Here is a 16942-nt window from a genome sequence, read left to right on the forward strand (position 1 = left end):
AATGCGAGCATGGATTGGCATTATCGGCCTGGCCTGGGCCTTTGGCGTACAGGCTGCGCCGAAGGTCGCAGTGGCCGACCTGGCCTATCAGGCACAGGTGGAGCAGTACATTCGTAGCGTTTCGGCCCGCGCCAACTACCAGCAGGGCTACTACGGCGCCTCTGGTGCCGCGAGCTACGACGAGTATGAAAGCCGCAGCAGCTATATCGAGCAGGGCGAACTGCGCAAGTTCACCGGCGACATCAAGGGCGAGATCCTGCGCAGCGGCATGTTCCAGCTGGTCCAGGGCACACCCTACACGTCCAACTCCAAGGGCGACGTCTACGACGTCATCAAGCGGATCAAGGCCGGCAACTTCAAGGGTGCCGACTACGTGCTGTTCGGTACCGTCTCGGACATCGACTTCACCCAGGACATCAACGAACTGGCCAACACCAACAGCTACTCGGCGGTGCTGGGCCTGACCCTGGTGGGTGACTTCAGCCTGATCAACACCCGGACCTACCAGATCACCTCGGCGTTCACCGCCATGGGTGAAGGGCAGGACACCAAGCTGGTCAACAGCCGGGATATCCGCGTGTCGCTGAACCGTCCGCGGGTGGTACGTGATGTCTCGAAGTCCCTGGGCGAGGATGTCGCACGGCAACTGAGCATGCAGCTCGGTGGTCCGGACATGTACCCGGACCAGCGCCCGCCCCTGCAGCGCAACAACCTGCCACCGGATGAGCCGGCCAGGGTTCTGCAGTAATTCCAGGCGGCACAAAAAAGGCGACCCCAGTGGTCGCCTTTTTTTCTGCTCGTGTCCTGCCTCAGGTCGTGGCCTTGTGCAGGGTTGCCAGGAAGCCCGCCGCACCGACGAACAAGCCGGCAAAGGTACGGTTCATCCGGCGCTGTTGCCGAGGCGTGCGCAGCAGGCGCAGGACCTTGGCCGCCAGGCCCGTGTAGCCGGCCATGACGATCATGTCGACACCGATCATGGTGACACCCAGGATCAGGTACTGATGCACCAGCGGCGCATGCGGGTCGATGAATTGCGGCAGTACCGCGAGCATGAACACCAGGGCCTTGGGGTTGCTGACGTTGACCAGGAAGCCGCGGAACATCAGGGTCAGCGGCTTGCCGACCGGGCGGATCGTCGCCTCTTCAGCCATGTCGCTGGGCAGCGCGCGCCATTGCTTGACCGCGAGATAGACCAGGTAGATCACACCGAACCACTTGATGGCATAGAAAGCGGTGGAAGACGCCGCCAGGATCGCACCAACGCCAGCCGCGATCACCGCAATCTGCGCCGCCAGGCCCAGTTGCAGGCCGAGGGCGTTCCAATAGCCGCGCAGGAAGCCGTACTGCAAGCCACTGGACATCGAGGCGATGGCACCCGCGCCCGGAGACAGGCTGATCACCCAGCATGCCGCAAAAAAGGCCAACCATGTCTCAAGCAGCATCACGCACCTCGGATAAACGCTGTAACAAACCTCTAAGCTAATCCGAAGGCGTGAACTTGACCACCGTTTTCTTGAGCGGCCGACAACCGCGGCAGCGGCGTGTCCGTCAGGACAACGCCTCCAGTTCCGCCTGCATGCTCTCCAGCAGTTCCAGGGCTGCCATCCAGGCCTCTTCCAGCTCGGACTCACGGGCCTTCAACTTGGCCTGCTCGGCCAACAGGTCACGTAGCTCGTCCTTGCGGGCAGCCTCGTAGAGTGCGCTGTCGCCGAGGCTCTCCTCGACCACTGCCAGGCGCTCATGCAGCTTGCCCAGCTCGGCTTCGAGCTTGTCCGCCTGGCGCTTGTGCGGTGCCAGTTGCTGGCGCAGGGCGGCCGCGGCCTGGCGCTGGGCCTTCTTGTCGGTCTTGTCGGGATTGACCGGCGTGCTGCTGACCGGCGCATTGCGCTGGCGATACTCCACCAGCCAACGGGCGTAGTCATCCAGGTCGCCATCGAATTCCTCGACCTTGCCGTCAGCGACCAGGAAGAAGTTGTCGGTGGTGCTCTTGAGCAGATGACGGTCGTGGGAAACCACCAGCACCGCGCCACTGAACTCCTGCAGGGCCATGGTCAATGCCAGGCGCATTTCCAGGTCCAGGTGGTTGGTCGGTTCATCGAGCAGCAGCAGGTTCGGCCGCTCCCAGGCGATCAGCGCCAGGGCCAACCGGGCCTTCTCGCCGCCGGAGAAATTCAGGACCGGCTCGTCGATGCGTGCACCCCGGAAATCGAAGCCGCCGAGGAAGTCACGCAAGGTCTGCTCACGCTCGGTCGGTGCCAGGCGCTGCAGATGCAGCAACGGACTGGCCTTGGAGTCCAGCGAGTCGAGCTGGTGCTGGGCGAAGTAACCGACCACGGTGTTTTCGCCACGGGTCAGGCGCCCTGCCAGAGGCGACAGGTCGCCGGCCAGGTTCTTGATCAGCGTCGACTTGCCCGCACCGTTGGGGCCAAGCAGGCCGATCCGGGCACCCGGAGTCAGTTGCAGCTTGACCTTCTCCAGGATGGTCTTGTCGCCATAGCCCAGGCGCGCGTCGGAAAGGTCCAGCAGCGGGCTGGAGATCTTATGCGACTCGCGGAAGGTGAAGTCGAACGGCGAATCGACATGGGCCGCCGACAGCTCCTCCATCCGCTCCAGGGCCTTGATCCGGCTCTGCGCCTGGCGGGCCTTGGTGGCCTGGGCCTTGAAGCGGGCGATGTAGCTTTCCATGTGCGCACGCTGCGCCTGCTGCTTCTCGTAGGCCTGTTGCTGCTGGGCCAGACGCTCGGCACGGGCGCGTTCGAACGCGGTGTAGCCACCGCGATAGAGCACCAGCTTGCGCTGGTCGACATGGGCCACGTGGTCGACCACTTCATCGAGGAAGTCGCGGTCGTGGGAGATCAGCAGCAAGGTGCCGGGGTAGCTCTTGAGCCAGTCTTCCAGCCAGATGATCGCATCGAGATCGAGGTGGTTGGTCGGTTCGTCGAGCAGCAGCAGATCCGACGGGCACATCAGTGCCTGCGCCAGGTTCAGGCGCATCCGCCAGCCACCGGAGAAGTCGCCGACCTGACGATCCATCTGCTCGTTCGTGAACCCGAGGCCGGCCAGCAACTTGCGGGCACGGGCATCGGCGGTATAGCCGTCGGCGCTGTCGAGCTCCGAGTGCAGGCGAGCCAGGGCCGCGCCGTCCTGGGCCGCTTCGGCGGCAGCCAGGTCACGCTGCACCTGGCGCAGGCGCACGTCGCCGTCGAGCACATAGTCGACCGCCAGGCGTTCGAGGGTATCGACCTCCTGGCGCATGTGGGCGATACGCCAATCGGCCGGCAGGAAGCAGTCACCCGAGTCCGGGTGCAGCTCACCCCGCAACAGGGCGAACAGGCTCGATTTGCCGGCGCCGTTGGCACCGATCAGGCCGGCTTTCTGGCCGGCGTGCAGGGTCAGCTCGGCGTCTTCTAGCAGACGTTGCGGGCCACGCTGTAAAGTCAGGTTCTGAAGTCGAATCATAATGGCGGCGGAGTCTACCAGCTTCCCTCGCAACTGGCGCGGATCTCACCATGCATGCTGACCTGTGGACGTTTTCCCTGGAAATTTACGCCAAACCCGACGTGGAAAAGGCCTGCCTGGCGCTACAGGAGCAAGGGGCGGATGTCTGCCTGCTGCTCTGTGCGGCCTGGCTCGGGGCGTACGGTGTCAGGTATGAACCCGGGCGACTGGCAAGCTTGCAAGGGGTTGCTCAGCCCTGGCGGGAACAGGTGGTGCAACCATTGCGACAACTGCGCGGGCAATGGCGGGCCATGGCCTTGCAGGACAGCGAGCTGAAGGGATTGCGCGATCGGGTCAAGTCACTCGAGCTGGAAGCCGAGCAGCACCTGCTGTTGCGCCTGGAGGTACTTGCCAGGGATTGGCCGCGGGAGGCTGCCGAGGATCTGGCGATGTGGCTGGACGGTGCGGCCGGCGAGGCGGCCCACCTGAGCCACGACGCGCTGCATCGGCTGCGCGTCGTGGTGAGCCAGGCTTAGGAAGCGCTGGTAGGCGTGCTGCTGGCAGCCGGGGTGGTTGCTGGAGCGGCAGGGGTCGGTGCAGGCGTAGCGGCAGCAGCTGGAGCTGGAGTCGGCGCCGATGCTGCTGGAGCAGTTGTCGGGGTTGCTGGCTTGGCAGCAGCGGGTTTGGCAGCGGCTGGTTTCGCAGCCGGCTTGGCGGCAGCAGGTTTGGCAGCGGCTGGTTTCGCAGCTGGCTTGGCGGCAGCGGGTTTGGCAGCGGCCGGTTTCGCGGCTGGCTTGGCGGCAGCGGGTTTGGCAGCGGCTGGTTTCGCAGCCGGCTTGGCGGCAGCAGGTTTGGCAGCGGCTGGTTTCGCAGCTGGCTTGGCGGCAGCAGGTTTGGCAGCGGCCGGTTTCGCAGCTGGTTTGGCGGCAGCGGGTTTGGCAGCGGCCGGTTTCGCGGCTGGCTTGGCGGCAGCAGTTTTAGCAGCGGCTGGTTTCGCAGCTGGCTTGGCGGCAGCGGGTTTGGCAGCAGCTGGTTTCGCGGCTGGCTTGGCGGCAGCAGTTTTAGCAGCGGCCGGTTTCGCAGCTGGCTTGGCAGCAGCAGTTTTAGCAGCAGCTGGTTTCGCAGCTGGCTTGGCGGCAGCAGGTTTGGCAGCAGCTGGTTTCGCAGCTGGCTTGGCGGCAGCAGTTTTAGCAGCGGCTGGTTTCGCAGCTGGCTTGGCGGCAGCGGGTTTGGCAGCAGCTGGTTTCGCGGCTGGCTTGGCAGCAGCTTTGGTCGGTGCGGCAGGCTTGGCGTCACGAGTCGACAGCGCCTTGGTCACGGCCTCTTTCACACGACCAACGCCTTGCGCCAACTTCAGGCTTTCCTGTGCATCGCGCTTGAGTTGCAGGATGTAGGCGCGGGTTTCCGACTGGCTGGTTTTCAGCTTGTCGAGCAACTCTTCCAGTTCACCGACAGCGGCCTTGGCCTTGGCTTGAGCCTTGGCTTTGCCGGCAGTGGCGGCGTCCTGCAGTTTGGTGCGCGACTTGTGCAGTTTTTCCTGGGCCTTGCCGCGTTGTTTTTCCAGTTTGGCGAGCAGTTTTTCAGCATCAGCCAAGGCTTGGGAGCAAGCGTTTTCCAAATGTTCGAGCAGGCTGCCCGAGAGTTGTTGGAGTAGGTGCAACGGAGTATTTACAGGCTTCTTGGTGGCCGACATGGTTTACCTCCTGGCTGACGTGAGTGCGGCTCATACTAGACCTTCTGTGACTACCGCCGCTAGGGCATGTTGACAGTATTGAAGGGCCGACGTTGCATGCGGAAAAAAATGTTGTCGGCGATCATTCGCCAGGACGAACAACCGTCGAGCAGCACTGGCATAATCCGTCGGATCTCAGGTCGGAGAGTTCCCATGTCGCGTTACCTAATGTTGTCGCTGTGTCTTGTCCTGCCACTGGCCCACGGCGCACCGGAGGAAAAAGTCGACGACGCCCATGACCTCGCCTACAGCCTCGGCGCCAGCCTTGGCGAACGCCTGCGCCAGGAGGTTCCGGACCTGCAGCTCAAGGCTCTGGTCGAAGGCTTGCAGCAGGCCTACCAGGGCAAGCCACTGGCGCTGACGAACGAGCGGATCGAACAGGTCCTCGCCGCACATGAAGCGCAGGGTGCGCAAGAGTCGGACAAGCCGCAGAGCGAAGTCGCCCTCGAAGCCGAGAAAAAATTCCTGGCCGAAGAGAAGGCCAAGCCGGGTGTTCGCGAATTGGCCGACGGCATCCTGATGACCGAGCTGACACCGGGTACCGGCGAGAAGGTTGCCGCCAACGGTCGAGTGCAGGTGCGCTACGTCGGACACCTGCCCAATGGCACGATCTTCGACCAGAACAATCAGCCGCAGTGGTTCCGCCTGGACAGCGTGATCAATGGCTGGCGCAACGCGTTGCCGCAGATGCCGGTCGGCGCCAAGTGGCGACTGGTGCTGCCATCAGCCCAGGCCTATGGCGCAGACGGTGCCGGTGACCTGATCGCCCCCTACACGCCGCTGGTCTTCGATATCGAGCTGCTCGGGGTCGCCAGTTGAACCTGGCCTGAAACGAAAAACGGTGCGCCATGCGCACCGTTTTCAGGGATTGCCCACGACTGTTCAAGCCTGGGCGACGGCCTCTTCCTTGTGCGCATTGTGCAGCACTTCGATCAGGCAATCCTCGAGCTCGAAGCGCTCGTGCAGCAGGCCGCCCAGCTCCTTGAACTTCTCCGCCACGCACTTGCCGGCGTCACACAGATCGTTGAAGGCGAGCAGCTTTTCAGTGATCACATCGATACGCGGGTAGAGGGTATCGGCCAGCTTCAGTCCGCGCTGGTCACCAAAGGCCTTGGCCTCGCTGGTCAGCTGTTCGTAGATTTCGAAATGCCCCGCCGACACGTAGTCCACCAGGACACCACAGAACTCCTGCAATGTCTCGCGGCTCTCCGCCAGGGCTCCAGGCTCGGCGCCAAGAGCATCGTAGGCCTGCACGAGTTCATGACGATCCTGCAACCAGCGATCGATCAGCAGATGAACTCCGCCCCAGCGTTCCTGGGCATTCTGACAACTTTCGAGCATGGTGATCTCTTCCCTTCAGGGTCATGCCGCCCGACACCTCGTTCCCGCCGAGGCTCCTGACTTGGCCAAACAGGGCAACCTGGTTTGCGTTGATGCGTGCGGGCCAGATTATGCCCGCGCGACACCTGCTTCAAGGTACGCAGCCGAGAAAGTTCATACAAGCGTTTAATCCGCAGGGGCGACTACCGGTAGCGTCCGGCACCACGACGGGCGCCGAGAACCGGGCCGATCACCTGGTAGATCGCGAGGATGCACAGGCCGACGAAGGCCAGCAGGCTCCACTCGGGAATGCTCAGGTCGAACAGCGTCCAGTGGATCTGGGCACACTCGGCGGTGGCCCGGAACATCAACTGCAATGCCTGCAGCGGAGAGACCTGCTGCATCAGGCAATGCAGGTCGGGCTGGCAGATCATCAGCTCCTCCGGCGGCAGTTGCTGCAACAGCACCTGGCGGGCCGCCGTCGCCGCTCCCGCCAGGGCAAGCAGCAGGCTCAGCGCACCGTACACCCGGCAGCCGGTACGTGCCGGCCCATGCAACGCCGCCAGCAGGCTGACCAGGCAGAAGCCACCCAGGAACAGCCGCTGCACCAGGCACAACGAGCAAGGCTCCAACCCGACCCCATGCTCCAGGTACAGCGAGGCCCCCATGACCAGGGCCGCTGCCAGGAAGGCCAGGGAGAACAGAGAGCGTGAGCGGGCCAGGAACATGGCTTTTCCGTAGCAGGAGAGACAGGCAGTTACGGTAGAGGAAAGGTCGCGGCCCTTTCAAGGCGAGCCAGAGCAGATAATTCCTCAAGCATGTAAGGAATTACCGATAGACATCCTATGAAACCATTACGTGGCAAGTAGGATTTCGGTATCAAGGCATTACAGGGAAATGGGCCTCCAGTCCGGGACGAGGCGCCCTGCGCAGGCGCCCGTCCCTTTCGGCCATCAGGCGTTGGCCGGAACCGGCAACGGACGCGCGAGCAGGCGCTCGTCCAGCAGGCCGAGACCTTCCTGGAACAGCTGGTTGCTGCGCTCGGTATCCCCCAACTGGGCCAGCAACCGGGCGAGCTCGGCGCAGGCCTCGGGGTTGCGCTGCACCCGCAGGCTGCCTTCCAGATAGTCACGCGCCTTGCCCCACAGGCTGTTCTGCAGGCACAGGCGGCCCAGGGTCAGCAGCAGGCTGGCATCGGCCGGATGATCCTTGAGCCAACCCTCGGCGGTCTGCAACTGACGCACCGGATCACGCCCACGCAACAGGCCATAGAGCCGAGCCAGGTGGCTCTCGTACTGGCGCTTGAGCGCGGTGCGCAGCGCCTCTTCCGCTTCGCCGTCAGCCCCCAGTTGCCGCAATTGTTCGGCATAGGCCAGGACCAGTTGCGGCTCCTGGCGCTGGGCCGCGGACAACTGCTGCCAGGCCCGCTCCAACGACTGCAGGCCGGCTTCGCCATCCTGCTCACGGCGCGCCGCCAGGCCCAGGTTTTCACCCCAGGCACGACGTTCCAGCTCCGCCAGCTCGGCTGGCGGCAGCACCTTGTCCTTGCGCAGTTCAGGCAGCAACCGGACCACCGCCGACCAATCACCGCGCTGCTGATGCAGGCGCTGCAACTGCCGCAGCACCTGGACACTGTGCGGATGCAGTTCGTGCATCGCCTGCAGGGTGCCCAGGGCGCCATCGGTATCCCCCCGGTCCACCTGCAACTGCGCGTGGCTCAGGGCAATCGCCAGCTCGGCCTGCGGCTGGCGCGTCAGGGCACGTTCCAGCAGGCTGTCGCTCTCTTCGTATTTACCCTGCTCGTTGGCCGCGCGTGCCGCACCGAGGTAGTACAGCAACGGCTGGCGCTCAGCCTCGGCTGCCCGGCTCAGATGCTTCTGGGCACTGGCCCAGCGGCCTTCGGCGAGGTCCATCTGCCCCTGCTCGATAGCCAGCTGGACACGCCGGCTGCGATTGCGCCGGGACCACGGGTTGGCTGCCGAGCTGGAGGCCGTCACCAGGCCGACCAGGAATTTCAGCACCCGATAGACCAGCCACAGCACCAGCAGCACGGCCAGGAATGCCCAGAGGCTGGACTCGTAGCGGAAGCTGTCGTAGGCGATCAGCACATAGCCGGCGTGCCGGTAGATCGCATAACCCACCAGGCCTGCCACGGCGATGACCAGCAGTGCAATGGCGATGAACCGCTTCATGGGCGGTTCTCCTGCGCCGGCTTGGCATCACCGCTTACTGGCGTCTCGGTTTCCACGTGCCGGCGCTCGAGGTAGGCCTGGACGGCACCCAGGGTCGCGGCCAGGTCAGGCGTCAGCACCGTCACCGGTTTCTTGCCCAGTTCGGCGAGCTGCTCGACCATGACCTTACTCTGCGGGTTGTCCGGGTTGAAGCTGCCGGTCAACACGTCACGCGCCTCGGTCAGGGCCTGGGTATACACCTCGGCCTGCCCGTTCAGCGCCGCCCACTGAGCCTGCTCCAGCGCCAGGCTCAGGGCCAGGCGGACCTGGGTCAGGCTCTGCCCGGCCAGCAACGGCCGGATGTTCTTGTTGGCGTTGAAGTCGATGCGGATGTAGCGCGAGATCTCGTCCCACCACTGGGACCAGCGGCTGGCGCCATCGCCATCGGAAGTCAGGCCCAGCAGCGAGTCGCCACGGTCCTTGTATTCCGGGGCCAGTTCGTTGAGCTGGGTGACCTGGTCACGCAGGGCACCCAACTGCAGGAACAGCCCGGTGCGATCGGGCTGCTCGGTGCTGCGCAGCGCCGCCAGGCTCTTGGCCAGCTGTTCGCGGGCGGCAAAGGAGCCCGGATCGTTCTGCTCGCGCAGGATGTCATCGGCACCCTGCACCAGGGCCAGGGCACTGGTCACGTCCTGCAACGCGGACAAGCGCAGCGTGGCCAGGCGCAGCAGATGCTCGGCCTCGGCCAGGCGCCAGTCCTTGCGGCTGGCACCCAGCACGCTTTCCAGACGCTGGCTGAGCCGTTGCTGATCGCCCTGCAATTGCGCCACCAGGCGGCGCCGATCCTCGAGTTCGGAGGCGGCCGGCAACTGGTCCAGGCGCGCCGCCAGTTGCTGCTCGCTGAGCTTGAGCGACTGCGCCTGGCTGCCCAGGTCCTGCAGTTGCCCGCTTTGTTGCTGATGATTGGCCTGCAGGTTGCGCACCTGCCAGATCCCCCAGCCACCGGCTGCCGCTCCAGCGGCGCCCAGCAGCAAGGCGAGGACCGCCAGGCCGTTGCCGCGACGCTCGACTGGCGCCGCTGGCGGTTTGGCCGGCGTCTCGGGCGCCGGTTGAGCTTGTTCTTTTGGCAAGGCTGTTTCGCTCACGTGTCCATCCTTTGCATTCAGAAAGCGGGTACAGGGTGCTCCTGCAACGCCGCCAGCAAGGCCGTGGCACTGGCGCCACGACAATCCACAACATGTTCGGCCCCGGCATCCCGGGCCATCTGCGCTACCCGGGGGCTGGGAACGAACAACGGCAACCGGGCCACTTCGGGCCAATTCTCCCCCGCCACCTGCCGCAGGTGTTCAAAACCCTGCCCACTGCTGACCACCAGCCCGTTCAGGCGTTCCGCCCGAATCTGCCGGATCAGGGTACCGTCGGCATACTCGGGCAGGAGGCGGCGGTACAATTCCAGATAGTCGACACTAGCACCTTGGGCGCGTAAACGCTCGGCCAGCAGTTCACGCCCCCCTTCTCCGCGCAGGATCAACACCCGCGGTTCGGGCTGGGCCAACGCGGCCTGCAACGCCGGCAGTTGCAGCAGGGCTTCGCTGTCATCGCCCTCGGCCGGGTAGTCCACCCGCAGGCCGTAGTCGTCCAGCAGGCCTGCCGTCGCGGCGCCGACGGTAAACCACTGCAGCATCGGCGGCTGCGGCCAGTAGCGGTCGACCAGGTCGAGCCCCAGGCGCGCAGCCGGCTTGCTGACGACGATTGCCGCCGCATAGAAAGGCAGTTCGAGAATCTTGCCCAGCTCGGCGCCTTCGATGGGCAGCGGCTGGATCTCCAGCAATGGCAGGGCACTGCTGAAGATACCGGCATCGGCCAGTGTCGCCGAGAGCGCGGCCGACTCGTCCGTCGGCCGCGTCAGCAGCAGCCGCCAGCCACTCATTCGCCGTCGGCCTCGCCATAGACCGCCTTGAGAATGGCGTCGGCGCCCTGCCCCAGCAAGGCCTCGGCCACCTGCACCCCAAGGGCTTCGGCGTCCGCCCGTGGCGCGCGCGCCTCGGCGGTGAGCAACAGGCCACCGGCCGGCTGGCCAACCAGGCCACGCAACCAGACCTGTTCGCCCTCCAGCACGGCGTAACAGGCGATCGGCACCTGGCAACCACCATTGAGGTGCTTGTTCAGGGCCCGCTCGGCCGTGACACGCACAGACGTATCGGCGTGATGCAGGGGCGCGAGCAGGGCATGGATTTCACTGTCGGCGCTGCGGCATTCGATGCCCACGGCGCCCTGACCGCCAGCCGGCAGGCTGTCCTCGACGCTGATGACCGAGGTGATCCGTTCTTCGAAGCCGAGGCGGATCAGCCCCGCCGCCGCCAGGATGATCGCGTCGTACTCGCCGGCGTCGAGCTTGGCCAGGCGGGTGTTGACGTTGCCTCGCAGGAAACGGATCTGCAGGTCGGGCCGGCGGGTCAAAAGTTGTGCCTGGCGGCGCAGGCTCGACGTTCCCACGACCGCGCCTGCCGGCAGGGCATCCAGGCTGGCGTAGGTGTTGGAAACGAAGGCGTCGCGCGGGTCCTCACGCTCGCAGATGCAGAACAGGCCCAGGCCCTCGGGGAAATCCATCGGCACGTCTTTCATCGAGTGCACGGCGATATCCGCCTCGTTCTCGAGCAGGGCGGTTTCCAGCTCCTTGACGAACAGCCCCTTGCCGCCGATTTTCGACAGGGGCGAGTCGAGCAGCTTGTCGCCGCGGCTGACCATCGGTACCAGGGTCACCTGCAGCCCCGGATGAGCCTGTTCCAGGCGAGCCTTGACGTATTCGGCCTGCCACAGGGCGAGCGCGCTCTTGCGGGTAGCGATGCGGATTTCGCGAGAAGACATGGATCGGTCCGTACTGAATAGATACGGCAGATAATAACAGTTCGGCCCGGCCAGCTTTGACTTGTATCAGGAAGTCCGCAGCCTCCCTGGCCTGGAACAGCGGACGGGTGAACCCCGGGGCGTGTTGCAAGCCCCGGGTTACAGCTGCTGCATCATCTTGCGCACGCCAGCGACATGCCGTCGGCTGACGATCAATGCATCGCCGTTGAGGCCCTTGAGGAACAGTTGGAAATGCCCCAGTGGCGTACGCTGCAGGCGCTCGATACGGTCGCGGGCCACCAGCGCATTGCGGTGGATACGCACGAAGCGTTCGCCGAACTCGTCCTCCAGCGCCTTCAGCGGCTCGTCGAGCAGCACCTCGCCGCCTTCATGGCGCAGGGTCACGTACTTGTGGTCGGCGATGAAATAGATCACCTGGCCGATGGGGATCAGCTCGATGCCCTTGCGGGTCCGCGCGCTGATGTGGCTGCGTGGCCCGGTACCGCTTTCCGCCGCCGGCCGGGTCAGCGCCGCCAGCTGCACGCGGTTGGGCCGCTCGGCCTTCTTCAGGGCCTCTAGCAGGTGCTCGGGGCGCACCGGCTTGACCAGGTAACCCACGGCGCTGACCTGGAAGGCCTCCAGGGCAAACTCGTCATGGGCGGTGCAGAACACCACCGCAGGCGGCGTCTCGCGCTCGCACAGGCGCGCGGCCACCTGCAGGCCGTCCAGGCCGGGCATGCGGATATCGAGCAGGACGACATCCGGCTTGAGGCTGTCGATCAGGGCCAATGCCTCTTCGCCATTGGTGGCGCTGGGCTCCAGTACACTGTAACCCTCGAGTTCACTGACCAGGCGGGTCAGGCGTTCGCGGGCCAGGGGTTCGTCATCAACGATCAGGACATTCATATTGCGCTGGATTCCTGAGTGAGTCTCGCACAAGGATAGCGTAGACAGGTGAAGTGACGGCCGTCACGGCGGTCCACGCTAAGACTAGCGCGGGGCCCAAAAAGTGCCGCAAGTCGGGCACCAATGTTCACCAGTGCCAGGTGAGTACCGCCAGACACCTGCTGCACGGCAGCTTCGTCATAGGGATTGCTGATACACAATACGAACTCTCCCTCTTTATAGTCGGCTTCGACCCTGACCACCCCACCTTCGACACGCGGCGCGATGCCATGGATCAGGGCGTTTTCCAGTAAAGGCTGCAAGGTCAGTTGCGGGATCGGCAAATCATCCGGAATTGTGCCGACCCTCCAGTCCAACTGTAGACGGTTGCCGAGACGATAGCGTTCGATCGACAAATATCGTTGCGCTAATTCCAATTCCTCGCGCCAGCTCACCAGGTTTCCCGGCTTGGCGAGACTGGCCCGGAACAGGTCGGACAGATCCATCACCGCCTGTTCGGCCTGGCGCGGGTCGCTCGCCACCAGGCTGGCAATGCTGTTCAGGCTGTTGAACAGGAAGTGCGGGCGGATCCGCGCCTGCAGCGCCTCCAACCGCGCCTGCAACTCCGCCTGCTGCTGGCGTCGCCACTGACTCTGCAGATAAAAGTAGCGCAGCATCAGCGCCGACATGATGAGACTGATCAACGCATGGCGCAGATAGCGGCCAGGGCTGCCACCCTCGACCTGGCTGGCGGCGAGGGAGAAGTATTCGGTCAGCGCGGTGCAGGCCAGCGTCAGGCCAACCACCAGGGCGCAGCACAGGACCCCGGCCACCCCGGGACGCAAGCGCGCCAACCAGGCCCGGGCACCGCACAGCACCGCCGCCGACAACAGGACGATCCACTGCACGTACAACGAAGTCAGGGCCAGGCGCACCCAGTCGAAGCCGGCAGGCATCGGCTCGCTGAGCACCAGCACCATCACCAGCAGCTCGGCCAATACCACCAGCACCAGCAGCGCTTCTGGCAGACAGAGCTCCGGCAGGAAGAATTCCGGTATCGCGGGCGCATCACGCCCGGTGTTCGTTCGTGAGATTGGCATGCCCCCAGTGTCGACGTCTGTGCTGTCCACGACAAGCCATGCGACCGATTCGGTCGAAATAAAAGTCGCACGACCGGCGTCAGCCCCAGCCGGGGCAACCCTGCTATGATCGGCAACAATTTTTCCGGCAATCCATCTTCAGCAGATCACGAGCGAATCCATGAGCACCGACAAGACCAATCAGTCCTGGGGCGGCCGTTTCAGCGAGCCGGTCGACGCCTTCGTCGCCCGCTTCACCGCCTCCGTCACGTTCGACCAGCGCCTCTACCGCCACGACATCATGGGTTCGATCGCCCATGCGACGATGCTGGCCAAGGTCGGTGTGCTGACCGATGCCGAGCGTGACAGCATCATCGACGGGCTGACCACCATCCAGGGCGAAATCGAGGCCGGCAACTTCGACTGGCGCGTGGACCTGGAAGACGTGCACATGAACATCGAGGCGCGCCTGACCGACCGCATCGGCATCACCGGCAAGAAGCTGCACACCGGCCGTAGCCGCAACGACCAGGTCGCCACCGACATCCGCCTGTGGCTGCGTGACGAGATCGACCTGATCCTGGCGGAAATCACCCGCCTGCAGAAAGGCCTGCTGGAACAGGCCGAGCGCGAAGCCGGCAGCATCATGCCCGGTTTCACCCACCTGCAGACCGCCCAGCCGGTGACCTTCGGCCACCACCTGCTGGCCTGGTTCGAAATGCTCAGCCGTGACTACGAGCGCCTGGTCGACTGCCGCAAGCGCACCAACCGCATGCCCCTGGGCAGCGCCGCGCTGGCCGGTACCACCTACCCGATCGACCGCGAGTACACCGCACAGTTGCTGGGCTTCGAGGCCGTCGGTGGCAACTCCCTGGACAACGTTTCGGACCGGGACTTCGCCATCGAGTTCTGCTCGGCGGCCAGCATCGCGATGATGCACCTGTCGCGCTTCTCCGAGGAACTGGTCCTGTGGACCAGCGCGCAGTTCCAGTTCATCGACCTGCCAGACCGCTTCTGCACCGGCAGCTCGATCATGCCCCAGAAGAAGAACCCCGACGTGCCGGAGCTGGTTCGCGGCAAGACCGGCCGGGTGTTCGGCTCGCTGACCGGCCTGCTGACCCTGATGAAGGGTCAGCCACTGGCCTACAACAAGGACAACCAGGAAGACAAGGAACCGCTGTTCGACGCCGCCGACACCCTGCGCGACTCGCTGCGCGCGTTCGCCGACATGATCCCGGCGATCAAGCCCCGGCACGCGGTGATGCGCGAGGCAGCCCTGCGCGGCTTCTCCACCGCGACCGACCTGGCGGACTACCTGGTGCGCCGTGGCCTGCCGTTCCGTGACTGCCACGAGATCGTCGGCCATGCGGTGAAGTACGGCGTGGAAACCGGCAAGGACCTGGCGGAAATGAGCCTGGAAGAACTGCGCCAGTTCAGCGACCAGATCGAACAGGATGTGTTCGCCGTACTGACCCTGGAAGGCTCGGTCAACGCCCGCGACCACATCGGCGGCACTGCCCCGGCCCAGGTCAAGGCCGCGGTCGCCCGCGGCCAGGCCCTGCTCGCCGGCCGCTGAAACGCCTCAGGGCCTGTGGCGACACAGGCCTTTTAATGCCGAGCCAATTCGTGGCGAGCGGGCTTGCCCGCGCTGGGCTGCGCGGCAGCCCCAATTCCTGCAATCGTGGACTTTCAGGAAAAATGCGTTCGCCGGGGTTGGGGCCGCCTTGCGCCCCAGCGCGGGCAAGCCCGCTCACCACAAGTAGCCGGGCGAGGCTCTTCAGCCGGTAAACTGCACGGCTACTTCTTCGCCGCAATCATCGCCAGGAACGCCGGCATCGCCGCATCCTTGTCCGCCGCGATCCGCCTGGCGTGCTCGCCCTGCTGCAACCGCTCCAGCAACGCCTTCGCCTGCGGCATGTCGGCCAGCAGATCGATGCCGAACAGCTTGCCGCCCACCGCACAGGCCAGGTCGACGCTGTAGAGGAAATACAGGTCCGCCACGCTGAACTCGCTACCCGCCACATAGGGCGCGAACTTGCCATGGCGCTTGAGTGCGGCAAATCCGAGCAACAGTTCACCACGGGTCTTTTCCTTGATCGCCTCCGGCACCGGCGTGCCGAAGAACACCTCGGCAAAACAGGCCCGGGCCGGCAGTTCGATGTACAGCTCGATCTCCTTGGCCAGCGCCAGTACCTGGGCCCGCTGGAACGGCTCGCGCGGCAGCAGCGGCTTGCCGCCCTGGGTGTCCTCGAGGTACTCGAGAATCACCGTGGTTTCGTTGATGTAGCCCTGTTCAACGCCCAGTACCGGCACCTTCCCACGCGGGCTGATCACCAGTGTTTCCGGGGTCTGTCCGGGGTAGAAGGCGACCTCCTCGAAAGGCAGTCCTTTTTCGAGCAGGGCCAGCTTGACCATGTTGTAGTAGTTGCTGACCGAAAATCCATAAAGCTTGAGCATCACAGAGCCTCCAGGCCGTGCGGGGTTGGCGCAGGCAGTTATAGTGCACTGGACAAAAATTGACCAGCAGCACCCTGCGACCCAATCCGGGTAAACTGACGATCTTTCCCACAGGAGCCTGCCATGAGCGAGCCAAGCGATATCGACAACGACGACGAAGCGTTCGCCGAAACCACCCTGACCCAGGCCATCGAGAACCAGATCGAAAGCGGCAACCCGCCAGCGGCGAAGGCGACCTTCAACAAGCTGACTCTGGTCGGCTACGAGCGTGACGAGATCCTCAACCTGATGGCGCACGTGCTGGCCGTGGAAATCGACGCGATGCTCGACGACGACCGCCCCTTCAACAGCGAGTGGTACGAAACGGCCCTGCGCGCCTTGCCAGAATTGCCACCCGAGAAGGACTGAGCCCCAGGGATTTTCGACGGCCATTGGCGGGCAAGCCTCGCTCCTGCAGGGTGGGACCGAGCACAAATCCTGCGCTCGACACGGGCCTGTAGGAGCGTGGCTTGCCCGCGAACAGGCCCGGCAAGGCAACCCACCCCCACCGCGTCTACACTGAAAACGCCTCGGCACTGGACAGCCCGGGCAAGTGGGATCACCTTAGTGGTGCGTCGCCCGATAATAATTCCTGAAAGTCTGGAGTCCTTATGTCGTATACCCCTGAGTTGGTTGCCGAACTGGAAATCCTTGCACTGTTCAACCTGGGGAGTTCCCAGGAGGGCCTGAAAATCCATCAGACTGCCGCCCCTTCGGCCATTGCCGCCGCCAAACGCCTGTTCGAGAAGGAACTGATCACTCAAGTCGATGGTGGTTACCTGACCAGCCTGGGTCGCGATGCCGCCGAGCACGCCCAGGGCCTGCTGACGATCCTGAGCGTCAAGGAAGCCGCCTGACCCCATACAGCGCCCACGCGGTCCCACTGTCGCACGGACTGCGCGGGCCTTTGTCGCCAGGGTTTAGACAATCTGGCATCCATCGACAAATTCAGCTTAAAGCAGCGCCCGCTTAGC

18 protein-coding genes are annotated in these 16942 nt (G+C 64.5%); 6 read left to right on the forward strand and 12 right to left on the reverse strand.

Annotation, left to right across the window (positions count from 1 at the left end; all coding sequences use genetic code 11):
* The first annotated feature begins 1 nt into the window (after position 1).
* Positions 2 to 748, forward strand: a complete 747-nt coding sequence (locus HU752_RS31415) for a penicillin-binding protein activator LpoB (RefSeq protein WP_186683545.1) — start codon at positions 2 to 4, stop codon at positions 746 to 748.
* 61 nt (positions 749 to 809) lie between these two features.
* Here HU752_RS31415 and HU752_RS31420 read toward each other — a convergent pair whose 3' ends face one another.
* Positions 810 to 1442: a LysE family transporter gene (locus tag HU752_RS31420; protein ID WP_186683544.1), complete on the reverse strand. Its 633-nt coding sequence runs from the start codon at positions 1440 to 1442 to the stop codon at positions 810 to 812.
* Positions 1443 to 1548: 106 nt separating this feature from the next.
* Entirely contained in the window at positions 1549 to 3459 is a 1911-nt protein-coding gene (locus HU752_RS31425) for an ATP-binding cassette domain-containing protein (protein ID WP_186683543.1), read from the reverse strand.
* Positions 3460 to 3509: 50 nt separating this feature from the next.
* On the opposite strand from HU752_RS31425, the gene HU752_RS31430 reads away from it, so the two are divergent.
* On the forward strand, positions 3510 to 3974 hold the full coding sequence (locus HU752_RS31430) for a TIGR02444 family protein (RefSeq protein ID WP_186683542.1): 465 nt from the start codon (positions 3510 to 3512) through the stop codon (positions 3972 to 3974).
* Here HU752_RS31430 and HU752_RS31435 read toward each other — a convergent pair.
* A complete protein-coding gene (locus HU752_RS31435) occupies positions 3971 to 5131 on the reverse strand; it encodes an AlgP family protein (protein WP_217838498.1) in 1161 nt (386 codons plus the stop codon). The two genes, HU752_RS31430 and HU752_RS31435, sit on opposite strands and share 4 nt — an antisense overlap.
* Before the next feature lie 192 nt (positions 5132 to 5323).
* Between HU752_RS31435 and HU752_RS31440 the strand changes: the two genes are divergently transcribed.
* Complete coding sequence (locus HU752_RS31440) at positions 5324 to 5989, forward strand: FKBP-type peptidyl-prolyl cis-trans isomerase (RefSeq protein WP_186688598.1); 666 nt, start codon at positions 5324 to 5326, stop codon at positions 5987 to 5989.
* Between the two features lie 63 nt (positions 5990 to 6052).
* On the opposite strand, the gene rsd is transcribed toward HU752_RS31440, so the two are convergent.
* The 8 genes from rsd to HU752_RS31480 all read right to left on the reverse strand — a co-directional run bounded on the left by rsd (position 6053) and on the right by HU752_RS31480 (position 13493).
* Positions 6053 to 6511 (reverse strand): sigma D regulator, encoded by a 459-nt coding sequence (rsd, locus tag HU752_RS31445; RefSeq protein WP_186688600.1) that lies wholly within the window; start codon positions 6509 to 6511, stop codon positions 6053 to 6055.
* 182 nt (positions 6512 to 6693) lie between these two features.
* Positions 6694 to 7218 carry a disulfide bond formation protein B gene (locus tag HU752_RS31450; RefSeq protein ID WP_186688602.1) on the reverse strand — a complete coding sequence of 175 codons (525 nt, stop codon included), beginning with the start codon at positions 7216 to 7218 and terminating at the stop codon, positions 6694 to 6696.
* A gap of 225 nt (positions 7219 to 7443) precedes the next feature.
* Complete coding sequence (locus HU752_RS31455) at positions 7444 to 8682, reverse strand: heme biosynthesis protein HemY (protein ID WP_186688604.1); 1239 nt, start codon at positions 8680 to 8682, stop codon at positions 7444 to 7446.
* Positions 8679 to 9806: a uroporphyrinogen-III C-methyltransferase gene (locus HU752_RS31460; protein ID WP_186688606.1), complete on the reverse strand. Its 1128-nt coding sequence runs from the start codon at positions 9804 to 9806 to the stop codon at positions 8679 to 8681. Before HU752_RS31460 ends, HU752_RS31455 begins: the two co-directional genes overlap by 4 nt.
* Positions 9807 to 9823: 17 nt before the next feature.
* Complete coding sequence (locus HU752_RS31465; protein ID WP_186688608.1) at positions 9824 to 10591, reverse strand: uroporphyrinogen-III synthase; 768 nt, start codon at positions 10589 to 10591, stop codon at positions 9824 to 9826.
* Positions 10588 to 11529 carry a hydroxymethylbilane synthase gene (hemC, locus tag HU752_RS31470; RefSeq protein ID WP_186688611.1) on the reverse strand — a complete coding sequence of 314 codons (942 nt, stop codon included), beginning with the start codon at positions 11527 to 11529 and terminating at the stop codon, positions 10588 to 10590. The genes HU752_RS31465 and hemC overlap by 4 nt, the downstream gene beginning before the upstream one ends.
* A gap of 138 nt (positions 11530 to 11667) precedes the next feature.
* Positions 11668 to 12414, reverse strand: a complete 747-nt coding sequence (locus HU752_RS31475; RefSeq protein ID WP_186688614.1) for a LytR/AlgR family response regulator transcription factor — start codon at positions 12412 to 12414, stop codon at positions 11668 to 11670.
* Positions 12411 to 13493 (reverse strand): sensor histidine kinase, encoded by a 1083-nt coding sequence (locus HU752_RS31480; protein WP_186688617.1) that lies wholly within the window; start codon positions 13491 to 13493, stop codon positions 12411 to 12413. The genes HU752_RS31475 and HU752_RS31480 overlap by 4 nt, the downstream gene beginning before the upstream one ends.
* Before the next feature lie 160 nt (positions 13494 to 13653).
* Between HU752_RS31480 and argH the strand changes: the two genes are divergently transcribed.
* The gene (argH, locus tag HU752_RS31485; RefSeq protein WP_186688620.1) at positions 13654 to 15048 is read left to right on the forward strand and encodes an argininosuccinate lyase; all 1395 of its coding nucleotides are present in this window, start codon (positions 13654 to 13656) and stop codon (positions 15046 to 15048) included.
* 221 nt (positions 15049 to 15269) lie between these two features.
* Here the strand turns inward: argH and HU752_RS31490 are convergent, their stop codons facing one another.
* Positions 15270 to 15929, reverse strand: coding sequence for a glutathione S-transferase family protein (locus tag HU752_RS31490; protein ID WP_186688622.1), 660 nt, complete (start codon positions 15927 to 15929; stop codon positions 15270 to 15272).
* A gap of 123 nt (positions 15930 to 16052) precedes the next feature.
* On the opposite strand from HU752_RS31490, the gene HU752_RS31495 reads away from it, so the two are divergent.
* Together HU752_RS31495 and HU752_RS31500 are read left to right on the forward strand one after the other, a co-directional pair.
* Complete coding sequence (locus HU752_RS31495) at positions 16053 to 16337, forward strand: hypothetical protein (protein ID WP_186688624.1); 285 nt, start codon at positions 16053 to 16055, stop codon at positions 16335 to 16337.
* 242 nt (positions 16338 to 16579) lie between these two features.
* Positions 16580 to 16825, forward strand: a complete 246-nt coding sequence (locus tag HU752_RS31500) for a TIGR02647 family protein (RefSeq protein WP_186688626.1) — start codon at positions 16580 to 16582, stop codon at positions 16823 to 16825.
* Positions 16826 to 16942: the final 117 nt, after the last annotated feature.

The organism is Pseudomonas vanderleydeniana, assembly GCF_014268755.2.
Classification (GTDB): Bacteria; Pseudomonadota; Gammaproteobacteria; order Pseudomonadales; family Pseudomonadaceae; genus Aquipseudomonas; species Aquipseudomonas vanderleydeniana.

Bases quoted from the DNA above. Each gene is read 5' to 3' on its own strand.
- HU752_RS31455 (WP_186688604.1), bottom strand. From the start codon at position 8,682: ATGAAGCGGTTCATCGCCATTGCACTGCTGGTCATCGCCGTGGCAGGC.
- HU752_RS31465 (WP_186688608.1), bottom strand. From the start codon at position 10,591: ATGAGTGGCTGGCGGCTGCTGCTGACGCGGCCGACGGACGAGTCGGCC.
- HU752_RS31435 (WP_217838498.1), bottom strand. From the start codon at position 5,131: ATGTCGGCCACCAAGAAGCCTGTAAATACTCCGTTGCACCTACTCCAA.
- rsd (WP_186688600.1), bottom strand. From the start codon at position 6,511: ATGCTCGAAAGTTGTCAGAATGCCCAGGAACGCTGGGGCGGAGTTCAT.
- HU752_RS31500 (WP_186688626.1), top strand. From the start codon at position 16,580: ATGTCGTATACCCCTGAGTTGGTTGCCGAACTGGAAATCCTTGCACTG.
- HU752_RS31475 (WP_186688614.1), bottom strand. From the start codon at position 12,414: ATGAATGTCCTGATCGTTGATGACGAACCCCTGGCCCGCGAACGCCTG.
- hemC (WP_186688611.1), bottom strand. From the start codon at position 11,529: ATGTCTTCTCGCGAAATCCGCATCGCTACCCGCAAGAGCGCGCTCGCC.
- HU752_RS31480 (WP_186688617.1), bottom strand. From the start codon at position 13,493: ATGCCAATCTCACGAACGAACACCGGGCGTGATGCGCCCGCGATACCG.
- HU752_RS31450 (WP_186688602.1), bottom strand. From the start codon at position 7,218: ATGTTCCTGGCCCGCTCACGCTCTCTGTTCTCCCTGGCCTTCCTGGCA.
- HU752_RS31425 (WP_186683543.1), bottom strand. From the start codon at position 3,459: ATGATTCGACTTCAGAACCTGACTTTACAGCGTGGCCCGCAACGTCTG.
- HU752_RS31415 (WP_186683545.1), top strand. From the start codon at position 2: ATGCGAGCATGGATTGGCATTATCGGCCTGGCCTGGGCCTTTGGCGTA.
- HU752_RS31420 (WP_186683544.1), bottom strand. From the start codon at position 1,442: ATGCTGCTTGAGACATGGTTGGCCTTTTTTGCGGCATGCTGGGTGATC.
- HU752_RS31495 (WP_186688624.1), top strand. From the start codon at position 16,053: ATGAGCGAGCCAAGCGATATCGACAACGACGACGAAGCGTTCGCCGAA.
- HU752_RS31490 (WP_186688622.1), bottom strand. From the start codon at position 15,929: ATGCTCAAGCTTTATGGATTTTCGGTCAGCAACTACTACAACATGGTC.
- HU752_RS31440 (WP_186688598.1), top strand. From the start codon at position 5,324: ATGTCGCGTTACCTAATGTTGTCGCTGTGTCTTGTCCTGCCACTGGCC.
- HU752_RS31430 (WP_186683542.1), top strand. From the start codon at position 3,510: ATGCATGCTGACCTGTGGACGTTTTCCCTGGAAATTTACGCCAAACCC.
- argH (WP_186688620.1), top strand. From the start codon at position 13,654: ATGAGCACCGACAAGACCAATCAGTCCTGGGGCGGCCGTTTCAGCGAG.